Genomic DNA, 15,627 nt, shown 5'->3' on the forward strand with positions numbered 1-15,627 from the left:
ATCTATGCATCAAGAGAGGAAGCTAAATCAGAGATATTTGAATATATCGAAGTGTTTTACAATCGAAAACGGCGTCACAGCCATCTCAATCAGCTGAGTCCAATGGAGTTTGAAAAGTTACAGATTGGAACCTGATAATCGTCTAGTAAAGCGGGTGAAGTCCAGAATCAATAATTACATTGCTCAGATACGCTATTCCGACAACGGGCTTCTGAATTATTTAAATGTTGGTGTAAGTGGTAGTTTGATCTTCAAAGAGGATGCGGATGAGATTCGTACTGCATTTCGCAAAGCTGGCATTTTTTCGACTACATATTGGCAGCCATCCGGTTATATTCCGGTAACCAAAGGCATCGGAAAAGTTAAACGCGCAAAACAGTGGGTTATCAGGCACCGAGAACAGCTTTGCTATTGGTTGATCCTTTTTGAGATAGACACATTTTTTGGGGAGCATAGACATGAGACTAAAAATTCAAAAGTGGGGGAACAGCGCAGCGATTAGATTACCTCGGACACTGCTATCGCAAATCGGTGCCACTATTGGAGATGTTGTCGAGATCGATGCTAAGGCATTTAAGTTGAGTAGACCAACATACAAATTGGATGATCTTATCGCCATGTGTGACATCAATGCTGTTGCTCCCTCTGATATGGACGAGTGGGAGATGGCAGTACCATATGGGCATGAAAAGCTATGATTACTGTTTTAGGGTAAAGACGGTATTTTTAGATGACGGAATTTAAACCTATGCGACTCAATATACAAACTTGGGTTTGCTGAAACTAGAATGGATATTACCTATGAAAATTAAATCCGAATATTCCGCGAATCAAGCCCATATTCTTGAATTGGCAATAGACACCTTTGGCTCTCAAGAGACCGCTGAGGCGTGGATGAATGATTACAACCTCATGTTAGGCGATACACCCTTGACCATCGCGGAGTCAGATCAGGGGGTACAAGAGGTCAAAAAAATATTAGGTGCGATAAGTTATGGTGGAGTAGCTTAATACCCTTTAATGCGAGTAATGTTTGTACTAAAACTCAATATCACTGCTATGCTTTTATGTCGCTGATGGATAGGTAAAACAAGAGTTAAGAAGTGAAAGCTAACTATGCTAAATGTAGCTATTTTCTTAAGTATTATTGGTACTGTCTTTGCGATAGCCTTGGCAATTCTTACTTATAAACAGCACAAATCAAAAAAGAAATAGCTTGTAGCATGCGCTGTAGACTCACTTAGCAAGTACATCTAATGTTGTAGTGACTCAATCAACATTTCCCAGAATACCTCTGCTGCACCCTCATTACTCAGAAGTTGATTAGTATGACCTCTGAAAGCCATCCCCATTGGTCTAAAGCCTAAAGCATAACCATCATCAGATAAAGTCATACATTCGTTATAACTGTTATGACTTACGCCACTGGAGCTGAAAAAAATATCTCCACCTCGTCCATCAGCTGTCCATATACCGCATCTTGATTTACGTTTACCTTGAACATAAATTGCTGCTTCAAAACTATTTGCATCAATCCTTCGAAATTCACATTCAACATCCGTATTCCTAGCAGCTAACTCGTTTAAAGAGTTCTCAAAATAGCCTGAGATATATTCATACGCTTGAATTCTTGCTTTGTCTTTTTCTCTATCGGAAAATGTTTTTTTAATTCTAAGATTACTAGATCGCTCAATATTCTCTTCAATCATCTGACTGGGGAAAAGGGATGATTCGATTGAATCATTATTCACTACTGATTTAACGTTGGTACTGGGTGTCCTCTTTAATGCATTCTTGATAGATTTAACAACCTCCAAAAATCCATCATCGTGTGTCGGAAAATGCACTATCGGTTTACCATCCGTTGTCGCGGCCATTAATTTACCAAATGGTAATTCATGCCAATCACACGGTCTAAGTATTACTGGAATAACAATTGCCTCTTTAGACTCGTGACGAGCTAACGATTTCGTCATTTCTATGTTGTAACAATAGTCTGAAGCAATGAAATCCGGGCTAACCAACAAAAGTACTATGTCGGCATTTTCGAAATGCTGGTCAATTTGATTTGCAAATTCTTGCCCTGCCTTAATCCGCCGGTCATGCCAGGTATCAATCAAGCCCTGCCGTTTCAAGCCTGTTAAATGCGTTTCTAATTCATTTCTCAATAATTCATCTACATGAGAATAAGAGAAAACTAAGGAAGTCACAGTTTTTCCTTTTGAAAAATTATTTATTAATTAATGGTTTAGTGGCAGATAAGTAAATGAAATGCGAAATAATCTCTATAGCTTGATACTGAAGTCTAACAGTCTCTTGGTCATTATCAGATTCAAAGTTTGTTTTTCCGGCCTGATCAAATTTGAATGTTCCGATGATATTTTTCTCCTTAGAAAAATTTGGGCTCTCTTTTGAGCAATAAATATTGCCTTCCGCCACACCATCTTCACCGATACATAGATTGAATTCGAACCTAAGTTGTACACCCAGATACGAAACATCAAAAAAGTTTCTTTCCAGATTGTCTTCAAAAGAGATACCTGAAAACCCATAGGTTGGATCAGTTAAACGTTGGCTTTCATTAAAGAACCTCTCAAAAAAGTATTTCAATTCTTTGTTGAGATTGGAAAGGTGAAGTGCTTTTTGATAGCTGTTTGATATTAGTTTCATTTTCAACCACCGAATTATTTAATAATGCAGCATGTTTATCGAAGAATATAAACCTCATATTAGCTGCGATCTCAGAGCCTAAATGAAAGTCGGCTACTGATAATCATGTACAAGATGAAAGGAAGCACTGACAAATGGCTAAAGCATTCTCAAGTCTTCGTTTATGTATGACATCTGAATCACAACTGGGCTCTCAATTTATAACAAAACAACCTTTAATTAAATGCCTTTGAGCAAATTGAGATATGCACGTGGACTTTCCAAACGATGCTCGCTGAAGTATTAGCTGTACCACCGCGATCAATTTCAAAGTTAGAAAAACAAACAGATATGTACTTAACTACCTTACGTACCCATATCCAGAACATGGGAGGTGACCTGGAAATCACCGCTCGTTTTACGGAGGTCTCCGTTAGAAACAGCAATTTTCCGGATTTGGAGGATGAGGTGGAGGCTTCACGCTCTAAATGACATTTGAATGCGTATCAAAAAAACTCAGTCGCAACTTTCAAAGATTGAGAAAAGTGCATCCATTATATTTCGGCTATTAGCTGTAATTGCTCCAGATATTCTTTATTGGTCTTGGATAGCCAGTTGTGTATTCCATTCATTTTGAGCAGTCATTCCAGCGTGTTGAGCAGTCGTTCCAGTCCTAATGAGCAGCTCATATCTTATTGCAGTTCAAGACTCAAATCTTTATTATGCTCTCAGGTTTTTTTAGAGCCTGCTTAAGTAACTGGCTGTCCATACTTTCTTAAACTTGAAACACATTAACTATGTTCAAAAAGGGAGTTTTGCTATGAAAGGGATTATTGCTGGAGTTGCTGTATGCATCATTGTTTGCTCAAGTTTTGCCAGTGCCCACTCCGGTGGCACAGATAAGAATGGCTGTCATCATGATCGCCAAACTGGTACATATCACTGTCATTAATTTGGAGGGTATATGGCTACTTTTAAAATTAAGACACCAAAACCTCCTAAGCCACCAAAACCACCGGATAGACTACAGAATATACAAACGGTACGCCCGCTCGGTAAAACAAAATGGGTTAAAGCACATTGGCGTTGGAATTATGGAACACATAAATGGGAGTGGGTTCTAGGCCATTGGAGTAAGTAACAAAACGGCTTGCGAATATGCAAGCCGTTTTTGCGTTAGTTAAGGTCAAAAGCCCATCACGTCACTAATGCCCAGAATGATTAATGGGCTTCCTGACATTGACCTCCAACTCACCTTCAACATGAGGCTTTTGACGTTCAACCTTTGTTAGATCCACATCAACTGCATGCGCAACCGTGCCGCTTGGATGTTTATAATCACCAGGATTTTTATAGTCATTTCTGGCGAGCCCATCTCTAACTTTCACTGTCGTAAACATCCCGCCCATCTCAAGTGATCCAAACTGACCGTTGCCCATCATCATTGGCAATGTGTTTTTAGGTAATGGCATATCCATCATCTCAGACATATCTGTCATTTCAGACATGCCTGTTTCACCCATAGGCATGTAATCAGGCACGAGGTTGGTGATCTTTTTCATCAGATCGCCCTGTTTCACACCTATCATGGTTGGGAAGTTGTGCCCCATGGCATTCATAGTGTGATGGCTTTTGTGACAGTGAAATGCCCAATCGCCAGGCTCGTTTGCAACAAACTCAATGGCACGCATTTGACCAACGGCCACATCAGTAGTCACTTCTGGCCAACGTGCGGTTTTTGGTACCCAACCACCATCTGTTCCCGTGACTTCGAACTCATGCCCATGTAAATGGATCGGATGATTCGTCATGGTTAGATTCCCTACGCGGATACGCACACGATCATCTTTACGAACAACGAGAGGATCAATACCTGGGAATGCACGACTATTCCAAGTCCATAAGTTGAAATCCAGCATGGTGTTCACCTTAGGGGTAAAGCTGCCAGGCTCGATGTCATAAGCATTAAGCAAAAACACAAAATCACGATCCACTGGCATAAATTTCGGGTTCTTGGGGTGTGTAATCCAACTACCCATCATGCCCATGGCCATTTGCAGCATTTCATCCGCGTGAGGGTGATACATAAACGTGCCTGGTCGTTTGGCTTCGAACTCATAAACAAACGTTTTGCCAGGCTCAATGGCAGGTTGCGTCAAACCACTGACACCATCCATACCATTAGGCAAACGCTGACCATGCCAGTGAACACTAGTTTTCTCGGGCAAGCGGTTTGTCACAAAAATACGGACACGATCACCCTCAACAACTTCGATTGTGGGACCAGGGCTTTGGCCGTTGTAGCCCCAAAGATTAGCTTTCATACCCGGTGCAATCTCTCTGACGACAGGCTCCGCAACAAGGTGAAACTCTTTCACACCATTGTTCATCTTCCAGGGAAGGCTCCAGCCATTCAAGGTAACCACCGGCTGATACGGACGCCCTGTGCCAGGATAAAGTGGCTCTTGTGTGTTTGCCACCTCAGAGGTGATGATTTCCGGAATAGCAGCCAATGCAGCCTTGCTAACAGCGCTGACGGCAACGCCAGCCATGCCTAATCCAGCATATTTAAAAAAGTTTCTTCTATCCATAGTTGTCATCTTATTGACCTTCCATCAAACGAGGACTAGCGACTAAAGTAGCTTGTAATTCAGCATCAGCTAACCAGAAATCACGTAATGATTCGATATAGCCTTTTACACTTTGTACTTGCGCCCTGGCATCGCCAAATAATTCAAATGGGCTTGTGAGCATGCCGTTATAGCGCAGTTGATCCTCGTACAATATACGTTTGCGTAATGGCACAATCTCATCGCGAATGTGACGAGTGACATCATGTTTGGTGCGATAAGTGTTATACCGTTCTCGTATCTCAGATTGCGCATTGGTCACCAACTGAGCAGTTTCCTGTACGGACTGCATGTAAATTGACTCTGCCCGTGGCACCTTGGCCTGGCCCCAGTCAAACAACGGAATTTCAAAAGCGATATCAATACCTTTCTTGTAAGGCTCGCTTCTTCTGCCCTCCAATACTCTTGCCGGGCCTAACTCGATCACATTGATGAATCGCGTGGTTTTGGTCAGTCCTAGCTGCTTAGCCAAAGCATCCATTTCAGAGCGCTTAACCAGCAAGTCCAATCGTTGTTCATAGGCATTTTGTTCAAAGGCCTGTAACTCTGAAAGAGACTTAGGCAGATCAGGTAACCGAGATTGGATTGTGAGTTGTGAAGCTTTCACACCTAATTGCCTGGCCAAAGCCTCATATGCCCTCACTTCAGCATTCTTTGCATTAGCATATTCAAGGGCGGCATCGGCATAGAAGCTCTGCTCACGTGACTGCTCCAGTCGATTCCAGTTGCCGGTTTCATGCAGTCGTTTAGCCAACTCAGCACTAGCTTCTGCAGACTCTTTCACTTGTGCGCTATATCTGGCCAATTCAGTAGCGGCTACCGCATTAAAATAAGCGATACGTGTCTGATAGGCGAGCTTCAGGACTTCAATAGCGGTAGAGGCTTGTGTCTGGGCGAAACGTCTTTTTTCAACCTCTACCGCTTTAGGCATCGTGATCAATGAGAAGACGTTGAACGTGAATGCCTGCTCGATCTTGTACTCACCGCCATTACGCGCATAAAGCATAGAGAAGCGTGGATTAGGCAATCGGCCTGCCTGTACAAGGTCTGCTTCTGAGATGCCCAGTTCGTAGAATGAAGCCTGTAGTCCTTTGTTGTTGTAAAGCGCCACCTGTACTGCACCTTCTACATCCAAAGGTTGTGCAAGCAATGCCTGAGTCTTGTCCTGCAGGGACTTTTTAGACTCTTCCGTCTTTGCCCATTCATACGCTTGCTTCAGGTGCGGTTGAGTTTGTTTTTGTACCTCATCCATGCCGCCATCTTTGGAGAAGGTCGCACAGCCACCTAATAACAAGCTAACGGCAACAAGAATGGCACTGCGTGCTCTGAGATTTCCAATATTAGTGCGCATGTGAATCTCCTTCAGAGGATGCATGTTGGTGACCTGAATGACTGTCCTTAGCCGGTATTGCTGATTCACTTGCTTTACCATGGTGGTGTCCAGCATGATGATGGCCACCAGATGCAGGTAAAGATAGAACACCAATGCCATGGTGATAGACCACTTCACCACCCAGCCATGCCGTTGTAGCGACAGACATGGATAAACCAGCCAGGCAAACTAATACAGGAATGGACATCGGGCTATCCTGACGCGATTTCAACGAGTGCCAGATTGCAACGAGCACCAATCCAACAGCAGTAGGGATTGCCCAGGCTCGATGCAGCAACATGGCAGCATGACCAGCATCATCGTGATTCATGGTTGAGTTGAATGCCAGCCAACCAAAACCAACGGCAGCCACAGCACTCACAGCGGCTAGTATCAATACATAAGATCCTGCAGCAGCCAATGAAGTGGATGATGCAGATTGGCGGAGCAAGCGCTCAGCTAGGCCTAAAATGAATGCCACTATCGTCAACGCAATTGGGAAGTGCACGACTGCGGGATGCAAATTTGGAATAATTTGGAAACCGGTGTGTTCTGAGGGCGCTGTTGGTTTAACGGCTTCTGAAGGCTCATGGATATGGCTTGAGTGATCTTCTTCCGCAAGCACACCCTCTGAATTTCCATGCTCATGGGCCATTGATACAGCCTCTTCACTATCACTTTCTGCATGACTCATATTTTGCATTGCGTGATGATCCATGCCAGCATGGTTCATCATGGTATGGTCGTGAGTGTGTGCCGACATTTCAGGTGGAGATGATTTGTGATCCATGTTTGCCATGCTGTGGCCCATATTCTCAGCCTGACTATTCATGTCATGCATGTTGCTATGGTCCATCCCCGGCATGCTGTTATGATCCATGCCTTTCATATGGCTGTGATCCATGGGTGGCATCTGAGACTTTGAGTCAGGTGAAGCATGCGTATCGCCATGAGACATACTATGTCCCATCGCTTCATGATTCATTGGTTGATCTGAGGAGTGCTGCATCCCTGACATTTGATGTCCTTGGTCTGCAATTGAAGAATCTAGCGATTTCCAGTCTGTTTGATTGTCACTATTTGTCGCCTTGTAATCTTCAAACGTGGACTGGTAAGGTGCTGTGCTTTCTTCTGCAAGAGACGCACCGATACCAAACAGTAATGTCATTGCAAGACATAGTAAGTATTGATAGAGAGAAGCTATCCAGGCTCTCTTTAGGGTAGGAAATTTCATATAAACCTCTCATTTAGAATTCCCAACATTGGTTGGAAACACATTCTTTTGCTTGCCCAGAGCATGCAAAAGCATAAGTGTGCTGGCTAAAGACCTGATAGGACTTTAGCCAATAACATACTAAATGAGGGTAAAGCGCGGAGGTCGCTCAGGGCCGGAGGAGATGTGGCTAGTGAAATCTGGGGCGATAAAACCGATTGCCGTACCTGCAACAATCAAATGATGCTTCAGGTCGTCACCCGGCGCTGCAAAGGCGAAGCCTGAACAGCACACTGAACATTTGGAACAATGATTACAAGCGTGCTTAGTATCATCTTGATGTTTGTGAGCATGACTATCCACAGCACCCTCGTGGTGTTCATGGCTATGACCACTTACACTTTCATGGTTATGCTGGCTTTGTGGCTTCTCACAATTCATCATGCTGACCGCTGCAAATCCCTGCACCGATAGAATGATTGCGATGAGCCAAATAGCGAAGATCTGAATGAGCTTTCTCACGATGAGGATATGATAACCCTAAATTAAAAATGATTCAGTGCCAAACTGAAGTTTTCCTGTTATGAAAGACCCTATGTTTGATTAAGCGCAAGTTGCTCCAGGATGGGGCACTCTGGGCGATCATCCCCATGGCAGCAATGTACAAGCTTTTGTAGCTCCGACTTAATCGACATCAAGCTTTGAATCTTTTGGTTTAAGGCTTCAACATGGGCGTTTGCTAATTCTTTCACTTTACTGCTTGGCCGATGCGGGTCTTGCCATAAGCTTAATAACTCCTCAATTTGCTTGATAGAAAAGCCTAAGTCGCGAGAGTGTCGAATAAAACTCAGCGTATGGATATCTTTTTCAGAATATTGACGATATCCCGCAAAAGTTCTTGAAGCGACAGGCAACAACCCGACGCTTTCGTAATGCCGGATCATTTTGGTTGATATACCCGACGCCTTTGCAGCTTGCCCAATATTGAATAAACTCATCGCCCATGCCCAAGTGATAGGTAAAAAGCCTGCTGATATTGCTCAGCAGGCAGATAGAAATTACTTAGTTGCAGGTGGAAAACCAGCATCTATAAGCGCTGAAACGATCTCATCTTTTGCAACGCTGGTTTCAACGTTGACCGTCCTGGTAGGAGGGTCCGTGGTAATGCTTGCTTCTGGGTCTATGGCTTTAATGGCACTTGTCACACCCCTTGCACATCCACCGCAGGTCATATTTTCAATATGAAATTCCATCATCAACTCCTTAAAGAATAATTGGTAGTGATATAAGCTTAAAGGTTCCAATAATGGTAAGGTCAAGCATTATTATTCAAAGGCTTTGTGGTTGTTGGGTTCCACTAAAGGTGGTTGGAATGTCCGTAAACGCAAGGCATTCCCTAAAACGAATACGCTCGATAAGGCCATTGCTCCGGCAGCAAATACTGGTGAAAGTAATAACCCCCAGGCAGGATAAAGAACCCCAGCCGCTACCGGAATCAAAGCCGTGTTATAGGCAAATGCCCAGAACAGGTTTTGATGAATATTGCCTATCGTTGCTTTGGATAAAGCAATCGCATTCGGCACTCCTTGCAGATTGCCAGACATCAAGACGACATCTGCTGATTCTACAGCGATATCTGTACCGGTCCCGATTGCCAGGCCTACATCTGCTTCTGCCAGCGCGGGGGCATCATTGATGCCATCCCCCACAAAAGCAATCTGCCCATAAGTAGATTTCAAGCGGCGTACCGTGTCAACCTTGCCCTCAGGCATGACCTCAGCAATGACTTCATCAATGCCAAGCTGGCGGGCGATTGCATGTGCGGTCTTGGCATTATCCCCAGTAATCATGGCCACTTTGAGACCTAACTGATGCAGTGCGGAAATTGCACCAGGTGTCGAAGTTTTTATGGGGTCAGCGACTGCAATAATGCCAGCCAACTGACCATTAATAGAAGCGTATAAAGGTGATTTACCTTCTTTACCCAACCGCTCAGCAGTTTGCGCAAAGACATTCAAATCTAACCCTAGTTGTCGCATGAAGCGATCAGCGCCCACTTCCACGAGAGCACCTTCAACACTTGCTCTTACGCCCATACCAGTCACAGACTCAAAGTCTGTTAAAGACGGTAGTGATTGTCCATTTTCAGTGGCAGCGGTCACAATAGCGCGGGCAATTGGATGCTCAGATTTAGATTCAACCGCCCCGATTTTTGCAAGAAGACTATTACGCTCGAAGCCCTCTGCAACTTCCAGGTCGGTCAGTACTGGCCGACCTTCTGTTAGCGTACCGGTCTTGTCAACTGCGACAACTTTGGCATCCTTGAGTAACTGTAATGCTTCGCCTTTTCTGAACAATACGCCAAGCTCGGCACCTCGCCCCGTTCCAACCATAATTGAAGTCGGCGTAGCCAAACCCATGGCGCATGGGCACGCAATGATCAACACGGAGACTGCATTCACTAATGCGAAGGTCAACGCAGGGGATGGACCAAAGATCATCCAGCTGATAAATGTGAGCAAAGCAGCACCCATAACAGCAGGTACAAACCACATAGTCACTTTATCTACGAGCGCCTGTATTGGCAGCTTAGATCCTTGTGCCTGTTCCACCATACGTATGATCTGAGCCAGCATGGTTTGATTTCCAACGGCTGTCGCACGCATCTCCAACATCCCTTTCTGATTAACGGTGCCGCCGACTACAGAACTACCCAGGATTTTTTCAACAGGGATGGGTTCACCAGTGATCATGGATTCATCAACGAAACTTTTACCATTGGTGACTTCACCGTCTACCGGCACTCTCTCACCAGGTCGCACTTCGAGCACATCATTCAGCACCACTTCATTGATAGGCACATCCAAAAAGCGATGATTGCGCATGACATGCGCTTCTTTGACCTGCATTTTTGCCAGGCGCTTGATTGCTTCGGAAGTGCGCCCCTTGGCACGGGCCTCCAGAAATCGGCCAAGTAATATCAAAACGACAATGACTGCAGCCGCCTCATAGTAGACATTGACCGTTCCTTCCGGTAACAGTCCAGAAGCAAAGGTCGCGACTATTGAATATCCGAAAGCCGCAGCAGTACCTACTGCTACGAGCGAGTTCATGTCTGGAGCAAGCCTAAGCATTGCAGGAAAGCCTTTCTGGTAAAAGCGCCTACCAGGGAAAGCCAGTACCAGAGCCGTCAACACAAACTGCATGTACCAACTAGTGTTCATACCAATGGTATCCATGATTAATTCATGAACACCTGGTATCAAATGCGCACCCATTTCCATTAAAAACACTGGTAACGATAGTGCTGCTGCGAGAATGAGGTCCCGCTTCAATTTGAGTAATTCAATCTCTTTTTGATTTTCTGCTACAGCCTGTAAGGAGGATAGAGAGTCAACGACCTTAGCTTCGTAACCGATATGCTCGATCGCGGAAATCAATTCTGCTGGGTCAGCAGAACCATATATGGAGGCACGTTCAGTGGCTAAGTTAACTGTTGCTTCAACGACCCCTGGTACAGATCTGAGGGCTTTCTCAACACGCCCAACACATGACGCACAGGTCATGCCAATAACATTGAGTTCTATCTTGGATGTTGGAACTTCATAACCAACTTTATGAACAGCTTCGATCAAGGCTGTGCGATTTACCTCTTCGGTAACGTGAATAGTCGCTCGCTCAGTTGTCAGGTTGACTGAGACACTTTCTACGCCAGGGACCTTTGTTAAGGCGGCTTCAACACGCCCAACGCAGCTGGCGCATGTCATCCCTTCGATAGGAAGCGAGATATTTTGGATGGCATCGCTTGAAGTCTTTTTAGACATGCTCATAATCCGGAAACTTGTATTAACTATATTTCCAGTCTAAAGCTTCCCTCCATGGGAAGGTCAACTGATTTATTGTAAATTAAAGAATCCTATTAGGTAGTACTTTAAGCTAGATCAAACAACGCCTCCATAATTGATGGCGTTAAAAATTCTTTCAACCTCTAGAAGACCAGCATTTGATTCGCACAATGTTATGGGAGTCTTGCCTAAAATAGGGTGGTATTGATGAACAAGCTTACGCGCAAGTTGGGACTAAATGGACATATCAAACGTAGGGAATGGGTATGAAATTAAAGATTCAAAAATAAGGCAATAGCGCCGCGGTACAGTTGCCAAATGCGATACTATCCGAAATCGGTGCAGCCATTGGCGATACTTTAATGGTCGATCCAAAGGCGTTTCGCGTTGTAAAACTCAAATACAATCTAGATGATCTTCTCGATCAATGTGATAAGGACGCTAAGCCCCCACTGACGTGGCGATGTAGGGAGATGAGCCCTGTTGGCCAAGAGATCATTTGAAACCTTGGACGCCAATATTAAATTGGAGCATCTTTGTCAGTCTCTGCTTCCATTTCAAAATCTGAGAAGCTACTTATTCTAACGGTCTTATTTGTAAAGCGAGCGACAATCTCCAACTCACCACCCATAGCTTGAACGTGTGTGCGTAAGGAAGATAAATATATATCTGCGAGCTTTTCTAACTCTTTAAATGATGGTTCATGAACATCCAATGTTTGAGTTAGTGTAAGTATCTGTTGAGAGAGCGAACCTGTTTGCTTTAAGTGATGCAATAGCATTTCTCTCATTAGTTTTTCTGTAATAGTTTGAGAGCGCAGCTGCGATTCAGGGCTCATAGTTAAACGAAGATTTGAAAAGCTTTTAGTCATCCATCCCACACCCTTACAAAATCTCACTGGATTTTCATCCGCTTCAGCTTAAACAGCTGCACCATAATTTATTGCACTTAGTATTTTCTGAATCTCAACAAATCCAGAAGCTGATTTGGCCACAACGATAGGAGTAGCTCCTAACAAGGAATGATATTGATTGAGCCAAGACTCTGCCACCGATTCGGAACCAAAGGTATTAATAGCTAAGGCTCGGATTTGTGCAAGATTTGCAGCGCTATTGGACTCCATATTCATATCGACATCCCGAAGTATTGGTATTGCTGTTTATCACAGACTATTTTTATGTTGTTGACCACTCACTAGCTATGCACTGACCGAGATCACTTGCAGCCTGATTTCATAATTACTCTAACTCATTGATGAATAGACTTTGCTAAACTCTATGAGGCTTTCTTTTTTTGAAAGACTAAACAGTCGCCCATCATTGAGTTCGATTGTGACCTTTTCTGTACCATCAGTATGGTTTTGATAAACGGATTTGACTACTTCCTTTTGCCATGTCCTGGCGCCATCCAATATCAAAGAGTTCATCAAATAAATATGGTTGATCTTTAATTCTATATTTTTGATTAAATTCATTAGATCGCCATCGGGACCAATAATTATCTCAATTGATCGCCCGTTGCTTTCTTTTATTGGTGAGCAGTTTGCATGGAACCAGTAATCGCAATTGACTAAATAGACATATCGCCAGAAGCTGGTATTCAATTCGTCCTCTTTGGACTTTACATACGGCACACTATCCTCATGAAGCGTTGCTAGCATTATTTCGGGAAATTCAGTCAATGTGTCCTTTAGATTATAGTCCTTTAGAGCACATTTTGGCTATATAAGCTCCTTTATTGGGGCTTAATATGGAAATTCAAAAAGCACTAGGTTTAGCAATCAAAGAAATCCGATTGAGCAAACAACTAACGCAAGAGTTCTTTAGCGACATATCAAGCAGAACATATATGTCTGTTTTAGAGAATGGCAGAAAGAAACCTAGTGTTGATAAGATTGATAGCCTTGCAAATGCAATCGGAGTGCATCCGCTCACAATACTTACCTTATCGTACCTGATTGCAAACGAGGGTTTGAGCTTGGCTGACCTGCAAAAGAAAGTATCTGATGAGTTGAGTACCATCAATCGCTAAACGCTAGCTGCAATAGCAGCTCGAAGTTCGCTGACAGTGTAGGGAGGGGTTCTGTGGTGGGCCACATGGTGACAAGAGGCGCACAGTGGAATGAGGTCTTTAATGGGGTCAACTTGATATGCCTCACCGATATCGGCTAATGGGGTCACATGGTGAACATGAATGAGATCTTTACCAATAACACCATATTTGTTTTCATATACCAAACCGCATGCTTGGCACTTAGCCCCATAGTACTCAATACAAAGTCGACGAGCGTCTTCGTTTCGCTCATAACTCGTAAGCAGAACCTCTCTTGGGGTTCCCTCTGTTAGGTTCGGTGTTGGCAGTTGCTCAGTGCGAATAAAGCTCGGAGGAAATATACCTATGGCGAAATCCCCCGCAATCCCAGTGACATCAGCATTCCAGGCCCCCCATTCTCCAATGTGCAAACTTGATTTAGGCGGGTTTTTAAGGAGTTCACTTACCATTTCTCCAGTTACTGGATCTCGCGAAATCTTAAGCATGTCAGTATTTCGTTCATGTAAATACTGAGCAGGCCACTCACCTAGTTGACCAAGCCAGGATTCTCCTTGTGCGTAACATTCTCTAGCGATTTCAAGGCATAGATCATCTGATGGTACTGCTATTGAAATGTAAAATGGGGGTGTTAACTCTCCAGCAGGCGGTGTTAGGTAGACGTAATTTCTTGATTTTTTGACCAGTGTCCAACCTCTTCGTGGAAGGATTACACTAAGTGTCATAGAAGCACCAAAACGGTAAGTGTATGGCCCATATTTTTTTGGAGCCTTTCCACTTGGCTTGAGCTCAATGGATTTCGTTATCCATCCTGGGGGATAGTGTGTTTGAGCTGCAGCTTCAGTCAATGATGTAATGTTTTTTTGATCCATGATCCATTTAACCACTAAAGCATTAAAAAGTTGGAAGCAAAGTTAATATAAATGTAAGGCAACAACAAGCTGACAAAAATGACCTCGTCGCTGTGAGGCTATTAGACGGGCTTGAAGACATAAATAGCCATTTTGGAGAATTGTTTAATGAACTGGATATTGGATCTCTTAACTTGGGAAAACATATTAAACTCAGCATTCACAACGTCGTTGGTCGGCGCGTTAGCAGGTGCTTATGCTGGCGCCAAAGCTGCTCAGAATATTGCGGAGCGAAGTAAAGAGAAAGAGGAGTTCCAGACGCAGATACGAAATACAAATGCTGCAATTACTTTTTCATTTATGATTTGCAATGCTGCCATTGCTCTTAAAAAACAAAATACAAAACATCTAATAGACAGTTATTTCCAAGCAAAGTCTGTTTATGAAGAATATCTTTTAACAAAAAAACACGGGACTACCGCCAAAGAGGTCGTTTTTGAGTACCAAGCTAATTTATCTAGCTTACCAGTTCAGGAAGTGCCATTAATAGCACTTCAAAAGCAGGTCTACGAAAACTTATCAATCACAGGTAGGCCTTTAGCGCTTGTATCTACTATTACCACTATGCAATCGGCTCTGAACGCCGCAATAGTAAAGAGAAATGAAATGATTCCAGAATTTCAGAAGCTATCTTTGGAAAACCGTAAAGGCGATTTTCTAGCCCTATATTTTGCAACACCCTATGGGGAAGGCCATACGAATGCCCAATATCACGATTTGATGCACGCAATACGTCGTCTGAATGATGATGTAATCTTTTTCAGTCGGTTGCTGAGCAAGGACTTGGAAGCTTATGGCAACGCAATAATGGAAAAATATAAAAGCAAGTTTGGAGATGTAATTGAGCGCATTCATCCAGCTAGACATGAAGATATGCCTGGCATTATTCCGCTGGATGAGAATTATCAAGATTGGTTTACCGCGTTCCCTCAGCAGTAACCTAGTAGCACCATCGTTA

At 43.6% G+C, this 15,627-nt stretch carries 19 protein-coding genes; 7 read left to right on the forward strand and 12 right to left on the reverse strand.

Annotated elements, in window-relative coordinates; genetic code table 11:
• The 4 genes from E6Q52_RS02485 to E6Q52_RS02495 all read left to right on the forward strand — a co-directional run.
• A partial coding sequence (locus E6Q52_RS02485) for an IS3 family transposase (protein ID WP_292818770.1) occupies positions 1–135 on the forward strand: 135 nt, incomplete at its 5' end.
• Positions 125–502: a hypothetical protein gene (locus E6Q52_RS02490; RefSeq protein ID WP_292818005.1), complete on the forward strand. Its 378-nt coding sequence runs from the start codon at positions 125–127 to the stop codon at positions 500–502. The genes E6Q52_RS02485 and E6Q52_RS02490, both read left to right, overlap by 11 nt.
• Complete coding sequence (locus tag E6Q52_RS13135) at positions 459–698, forward strand: AbrB/MazE/SpoVT family DNA-binding domain-containing protein (RefSeq protein ID WP_367124733.1); 240 nt, start codon at positions 459–461, stop codon at positions 696–698. Before E6Q52_RS02490 ends, E6Q52_RS13135 begins: the two co-directional genes overlap by 44 nt.
• 103 nt (positions 699–801) lie before the next feature.
• Positions 802–1,011, forward strand: a complete 210-nt coding sequence (locus tag E6Q52_RS02495) for an MbcA/ParS/Xre antitoxin family protein (RefSeq protein WP_292818007.1) — start codon at positions 802–804, stop codon at positions 1,009–1,011.
• A gap of 242 nt (positions 1,012–1,253) precedes the next feature.
• Here E6Q52_RS02495 and E6Q52_RS02500 read toward each other — a convergent pair whose 3' ends face one another.
• On the reverse strand, positions 1,254–2,210 hold the full coding sequence (locus E6Q52_RS02500; protein ID WP_292818009.1) for a toll/interleukin-1 receptor domain-containing protein: 957 nt from the start codon (positions 2,208–2,210) through the stop codon (positions 1,254–1,256).
• 19 nt (positions 2,211–2,229) lie between these two features.
• On the reverse strand, positions 2,230–2,670 hold the full coding sequence (locus E6Q52_RS02505; protein ID WP_292818011.1) for a hypothetical protein: 441 nt from the start codon (positions 2,668–2,670) through the stop codon (positions 2,230–2,232).
• A 799-nt stretch (positions 2,671–3,469) separates the two neighbouring features.
• Between E6Q52_RS02505 and E6Q52_RS13140 the strand changes: the two genes are divergently transcribed.
• The gene (locus E6Q52_RS13140; protein ID WP_367124736.1) at positions 3,470–3,601 is read left to right on the forward strand and encodes a YHYH domain-containing protein; all 132 of its coding nucleotides are present in this window, start codon (positions 3,470–3,472) and stop codon (positions 3,599–3,601) included.
• Positions 3,602–3,854: 253 nt separating this feature from the next.
• On the opposite strand, the gene E6Q52_RS02510 is transcribed toward E6Q52_RS13140, so the two are convergent.
• The 9 genes from E6Q52_RS02510 to E6Q52_RS02550 all read right to left on the reverse strand — a co-directional run bounded on the left by E6Q52_RS02510 (position 3,855) and on the right by E6Q52_RS02550 (position 13,312).
• Entirely contained in the window at positions 3,855–5,249 is a 1,395-nt protein-coding gene (locus E6Q52_RS02510; RefSeq protein ID WP_292818013.1) for a copper oxidase, read from the reverse strand.
• Between the two features lies 1 nt (position 5,250).
• Positions 5,251–6,630, reverse strand: a complete 1,380-nt coding sequence (locus tag E6Q52_RS02515) for a TolC family protein (protein ID WP_292818015.1) — start codon at positions 6,628–6,630, stop codon at positions 5,251–5,253.
• Positions 6,620–7,885: a DUF2231 domain-containing protein gene (locus tag E6Q52_RS02520; RefSeq protein WP_292818016.1), complete on the reverse strand. Its 1,266-nt coding sequence runs from the start codon at positions 7,883–7,885 to the stop codon at positions 6,620–6,622. The genes E6Q52_RS02515 and E6Q52_RS02520 overlap by 11 nt, the downstream gene beginning before the upstream one ends.
• A 572-nt stretch (positions 7,886–8,457) precedes the next feature.
• Positions 8,458–8,862 (reverse strand): Cu(I)-responsive transcriptional regulator, encoded by a 405-nt coding sequence (cueR, locus tag E6Q52_RS02525; RefSeq protein ID WP_292818018.1) that lies wholly within the window; start codon positions 8,860–8,862, stop codon positions 8,458–8,460.
• Between the two features lie 60 nt (positions 8,863–8,922).
• Positions 8,923–9,117, reverse strand: coding sequence for a heavy-metal-associated domain-containing protein (locus E6Q52_RS02530; RefSeq protein WP_292818020.1), 195 nt, complete (start codon positions 9,115–9,117; stop codon positions 8,923–8,925).
• 72 nt (positions 9,118–9,189) lie between these two features.
• A complete protein-coding gene (locus E6Q52_RS02535) occupies positions 9,190–11,694 on the reverse strand; it encodes a copper-translocating P-type ATPase (RefSeq protein ID WP_367124738.1) in 2,505 nt (834 codons plus the stop codon).
• Positions 11,695–12,229: 535 nt separating this feature from the next.
• Positions 12,230–12,580, reverse strand: coding sequence for an XRE family transcriptional regulator (locus E6Q52_RS02540; RefSeq protein ID WP_292818024.1), 351 nt, complete (start codon positions 12,578–12,580; stop codon positions 12,230–12,232).
• 48 nt (positions 12,581–12,628) lie between these two features.
• Positions 12,629–12,838, reverse strand: coding sequence for an antitoxin Xre/MbcA/ParS toxin-binding domain-containing protein (locus E6Q52_RS02545; protein ID WP_292818026.1), 210 nt, complete (start codon positions 12,836–12,838; stop codon positions 12,629–12,631).
• A 114-nt stretch (positions 12,839–12,952) separates the two neighbouring features.
• On the reverse strand, positions 12,953–13,312 hold the full coding sequence (locus E6Q52_RS02550) for a hypothetical protein (RefSeq protein WP_292818028.1): 360 nt from the start codon (positions 13,310–13,312) through the stop codon (positions 12,953–12,955).
• Between the two features lie 146 nt (positions 13,313–13,458).
• Between E6Q52_RS02550 and E6Q52_RS02555 the strand changes: the two genes are divergently transcribed.
• A complete protein-coding gene (locus tag E6Q52_RS02555; RefSeq protein WP_292818030.1) occupies positions 13,459–13,740 on the forward strand; it encodes a helix-turn-helix transcriptional regulator in 282 nt (93 codons plus the stop codon).
• On the opposite strand, the gene E6Q52_RS02560 is transcribed toward E6Q52_RS02555, so the two are convergent.
• On the reverse strand, positions 13,737–14,630 hold the full coding sequence (locus E6Q52_RS02560) for an HNH endonuclease (RefSeq protein ID WP_292818032.1): 894 nt from the start codon (positions 14,628–14,630) through the stop codon (positions 13,737–13,739). The genes E6Q52_RS02555 and E6Q52_RS02560 overlap by 4 nt on opposite strands.
• 147 nt (positions 14,631–14,777) lie before the next feature.
• Here E6Q52_RS02560 and E6Q52_RS02565 point away from each other — a divergent pair, with 147 nt between their 5' ends.
• Complete coding sequence (locus E6Q52_RS02565) at positions 14,778–15,608, forward strand: hypothetical protein (protein ID WP_292818034.1); 831 nt, start codon at positions 14,778–14,780, stop codon at positions 15,606–15,608.
• The last annotated feature ends 19 nt before the right edge of the window (positions 15,609–15,627 follow it).

It is taken from the genome of Methylophilus sp. (assembly GCF_008015755.1).
Lineage (GTDB): Bacteria > Pseudomonadota > Gammaproteobacteria > Burkholderiales > Methylophilaceae > Methylophilus.

What these genes read in the sequence shown, in the direction of transcription:
- E6Q52_RS02530 (WP_292818020.1), bottom strand. Translation starts at nt 9,117, where the DNA reads ATGGAATTTCATATTGAAAATATGACCTGCGGTGGATGTGCAAGGGGT.
- E6Q52_RS02540 (WP_292818024.1), bottom strand. Translation starts at nt 12,580, where the DNA reads ATGACTAAAAGCTTTTCAAATCTTCGTTTAACTATGAGCCCTGAATCG.
- E6Q52_RS02495 (WP_292818007.1), top strand. Translation starts at nt 802, where the DNA reads ATGAAAATTAAATCCGAATATTCCGCGAATCAAGCCCATATTCTTGAA.
- E6Q52_RS02535 (WP_367124738.1), bottom strand. Translation starts at nt 11,694, where the DNA reads ATGAGCATGTCTAAAAAGACTTCAAGCGATGCCATCCAAAATATCTCG.
- E6Q52_RS02545 (WP_292818026.1), bottom strand. Translation starts at nt 12,838, where the DNA reads ATGAATATGGAGTCCAATAGCGCTGCAAATCTTGCACAAATCCGAGCC.
- E6Q52_RS02565 (WP_292818034.1), top strand. Translation starts at nt 14,778, where the DNA reads ATGAACTGGATATTGGATCTCTTAACTTGGGAAAACATATTAAACTCA.
- E6Q52_RS02555 (WP_292818030.1), top strand. Translation starts at nt 13,459, where the DNA reads ATGGAAATTCAAAAAGCACTAGGTTTAGCAATCAAAGAAATCCGATTG.
- E6Q52_RS02505 (WP_292818011.1), bottom strand. Translation starts at nt 2,670, where the DNA reads ATGAAACTAATATCAAACAGCTATCAAAAAGCACTTCACCTTTCCAAT.
- E6Q52_RS13135 (WP_367124733.1), top strand. Translation starts at nt 459, where the DNA reads ATGAGACTAAAAATTCAAAAGTGGGGGAACAGCGCAGCGATTAGATTA.
- E6Q52_RS02510 (WP_292818013.1), bottom strand. Translation starts at nt 5,249, where the DNA reads ATGACAACTATGGATAGAAGAAACTTTTTTAAATATGCTGGATTAGGC.
- cueR (WP_292818018.1), bottom strand. Translation starts at nt 8,862, where the DNA reads ATGAGTTTATTCAATATTGGGCAAGCTGCAAAGGCGTCGGGTATATCA.
- E6Q52_RS02520 (WP_292818016.1), bottom strand. Translation starts at nt 7,885, where the DNA reads ATGAAATTTCCTACCCTAAAGAGAGCCTGGATAGCTTCTCTCTATCAA.
- E6Q52_RS13140 (WP_367124736.1), top strand. Translation starts at nt 3,470, where the DNA reads ATGAAAGGGATTATTGCTGGAGTTGCTGTATGCATCATTGTTTGCTCA.
- E6Q52_RS02560 (WP_292818032.1), bottom strand. Translation starts at nt 14,630, where the DNA reads ATGGATCAAAAAAACATTACATCATTGACTGAAGCTGCAGCTCAAACA.
- E6Q52_RS02515 (WP_292818015.1), bottom strand. Translation starts at nt 6,630, where the DNA reads ATGCGCACTAATATTGGAAATCTCAGAGCACGCAGTGCCATTCTTGTT.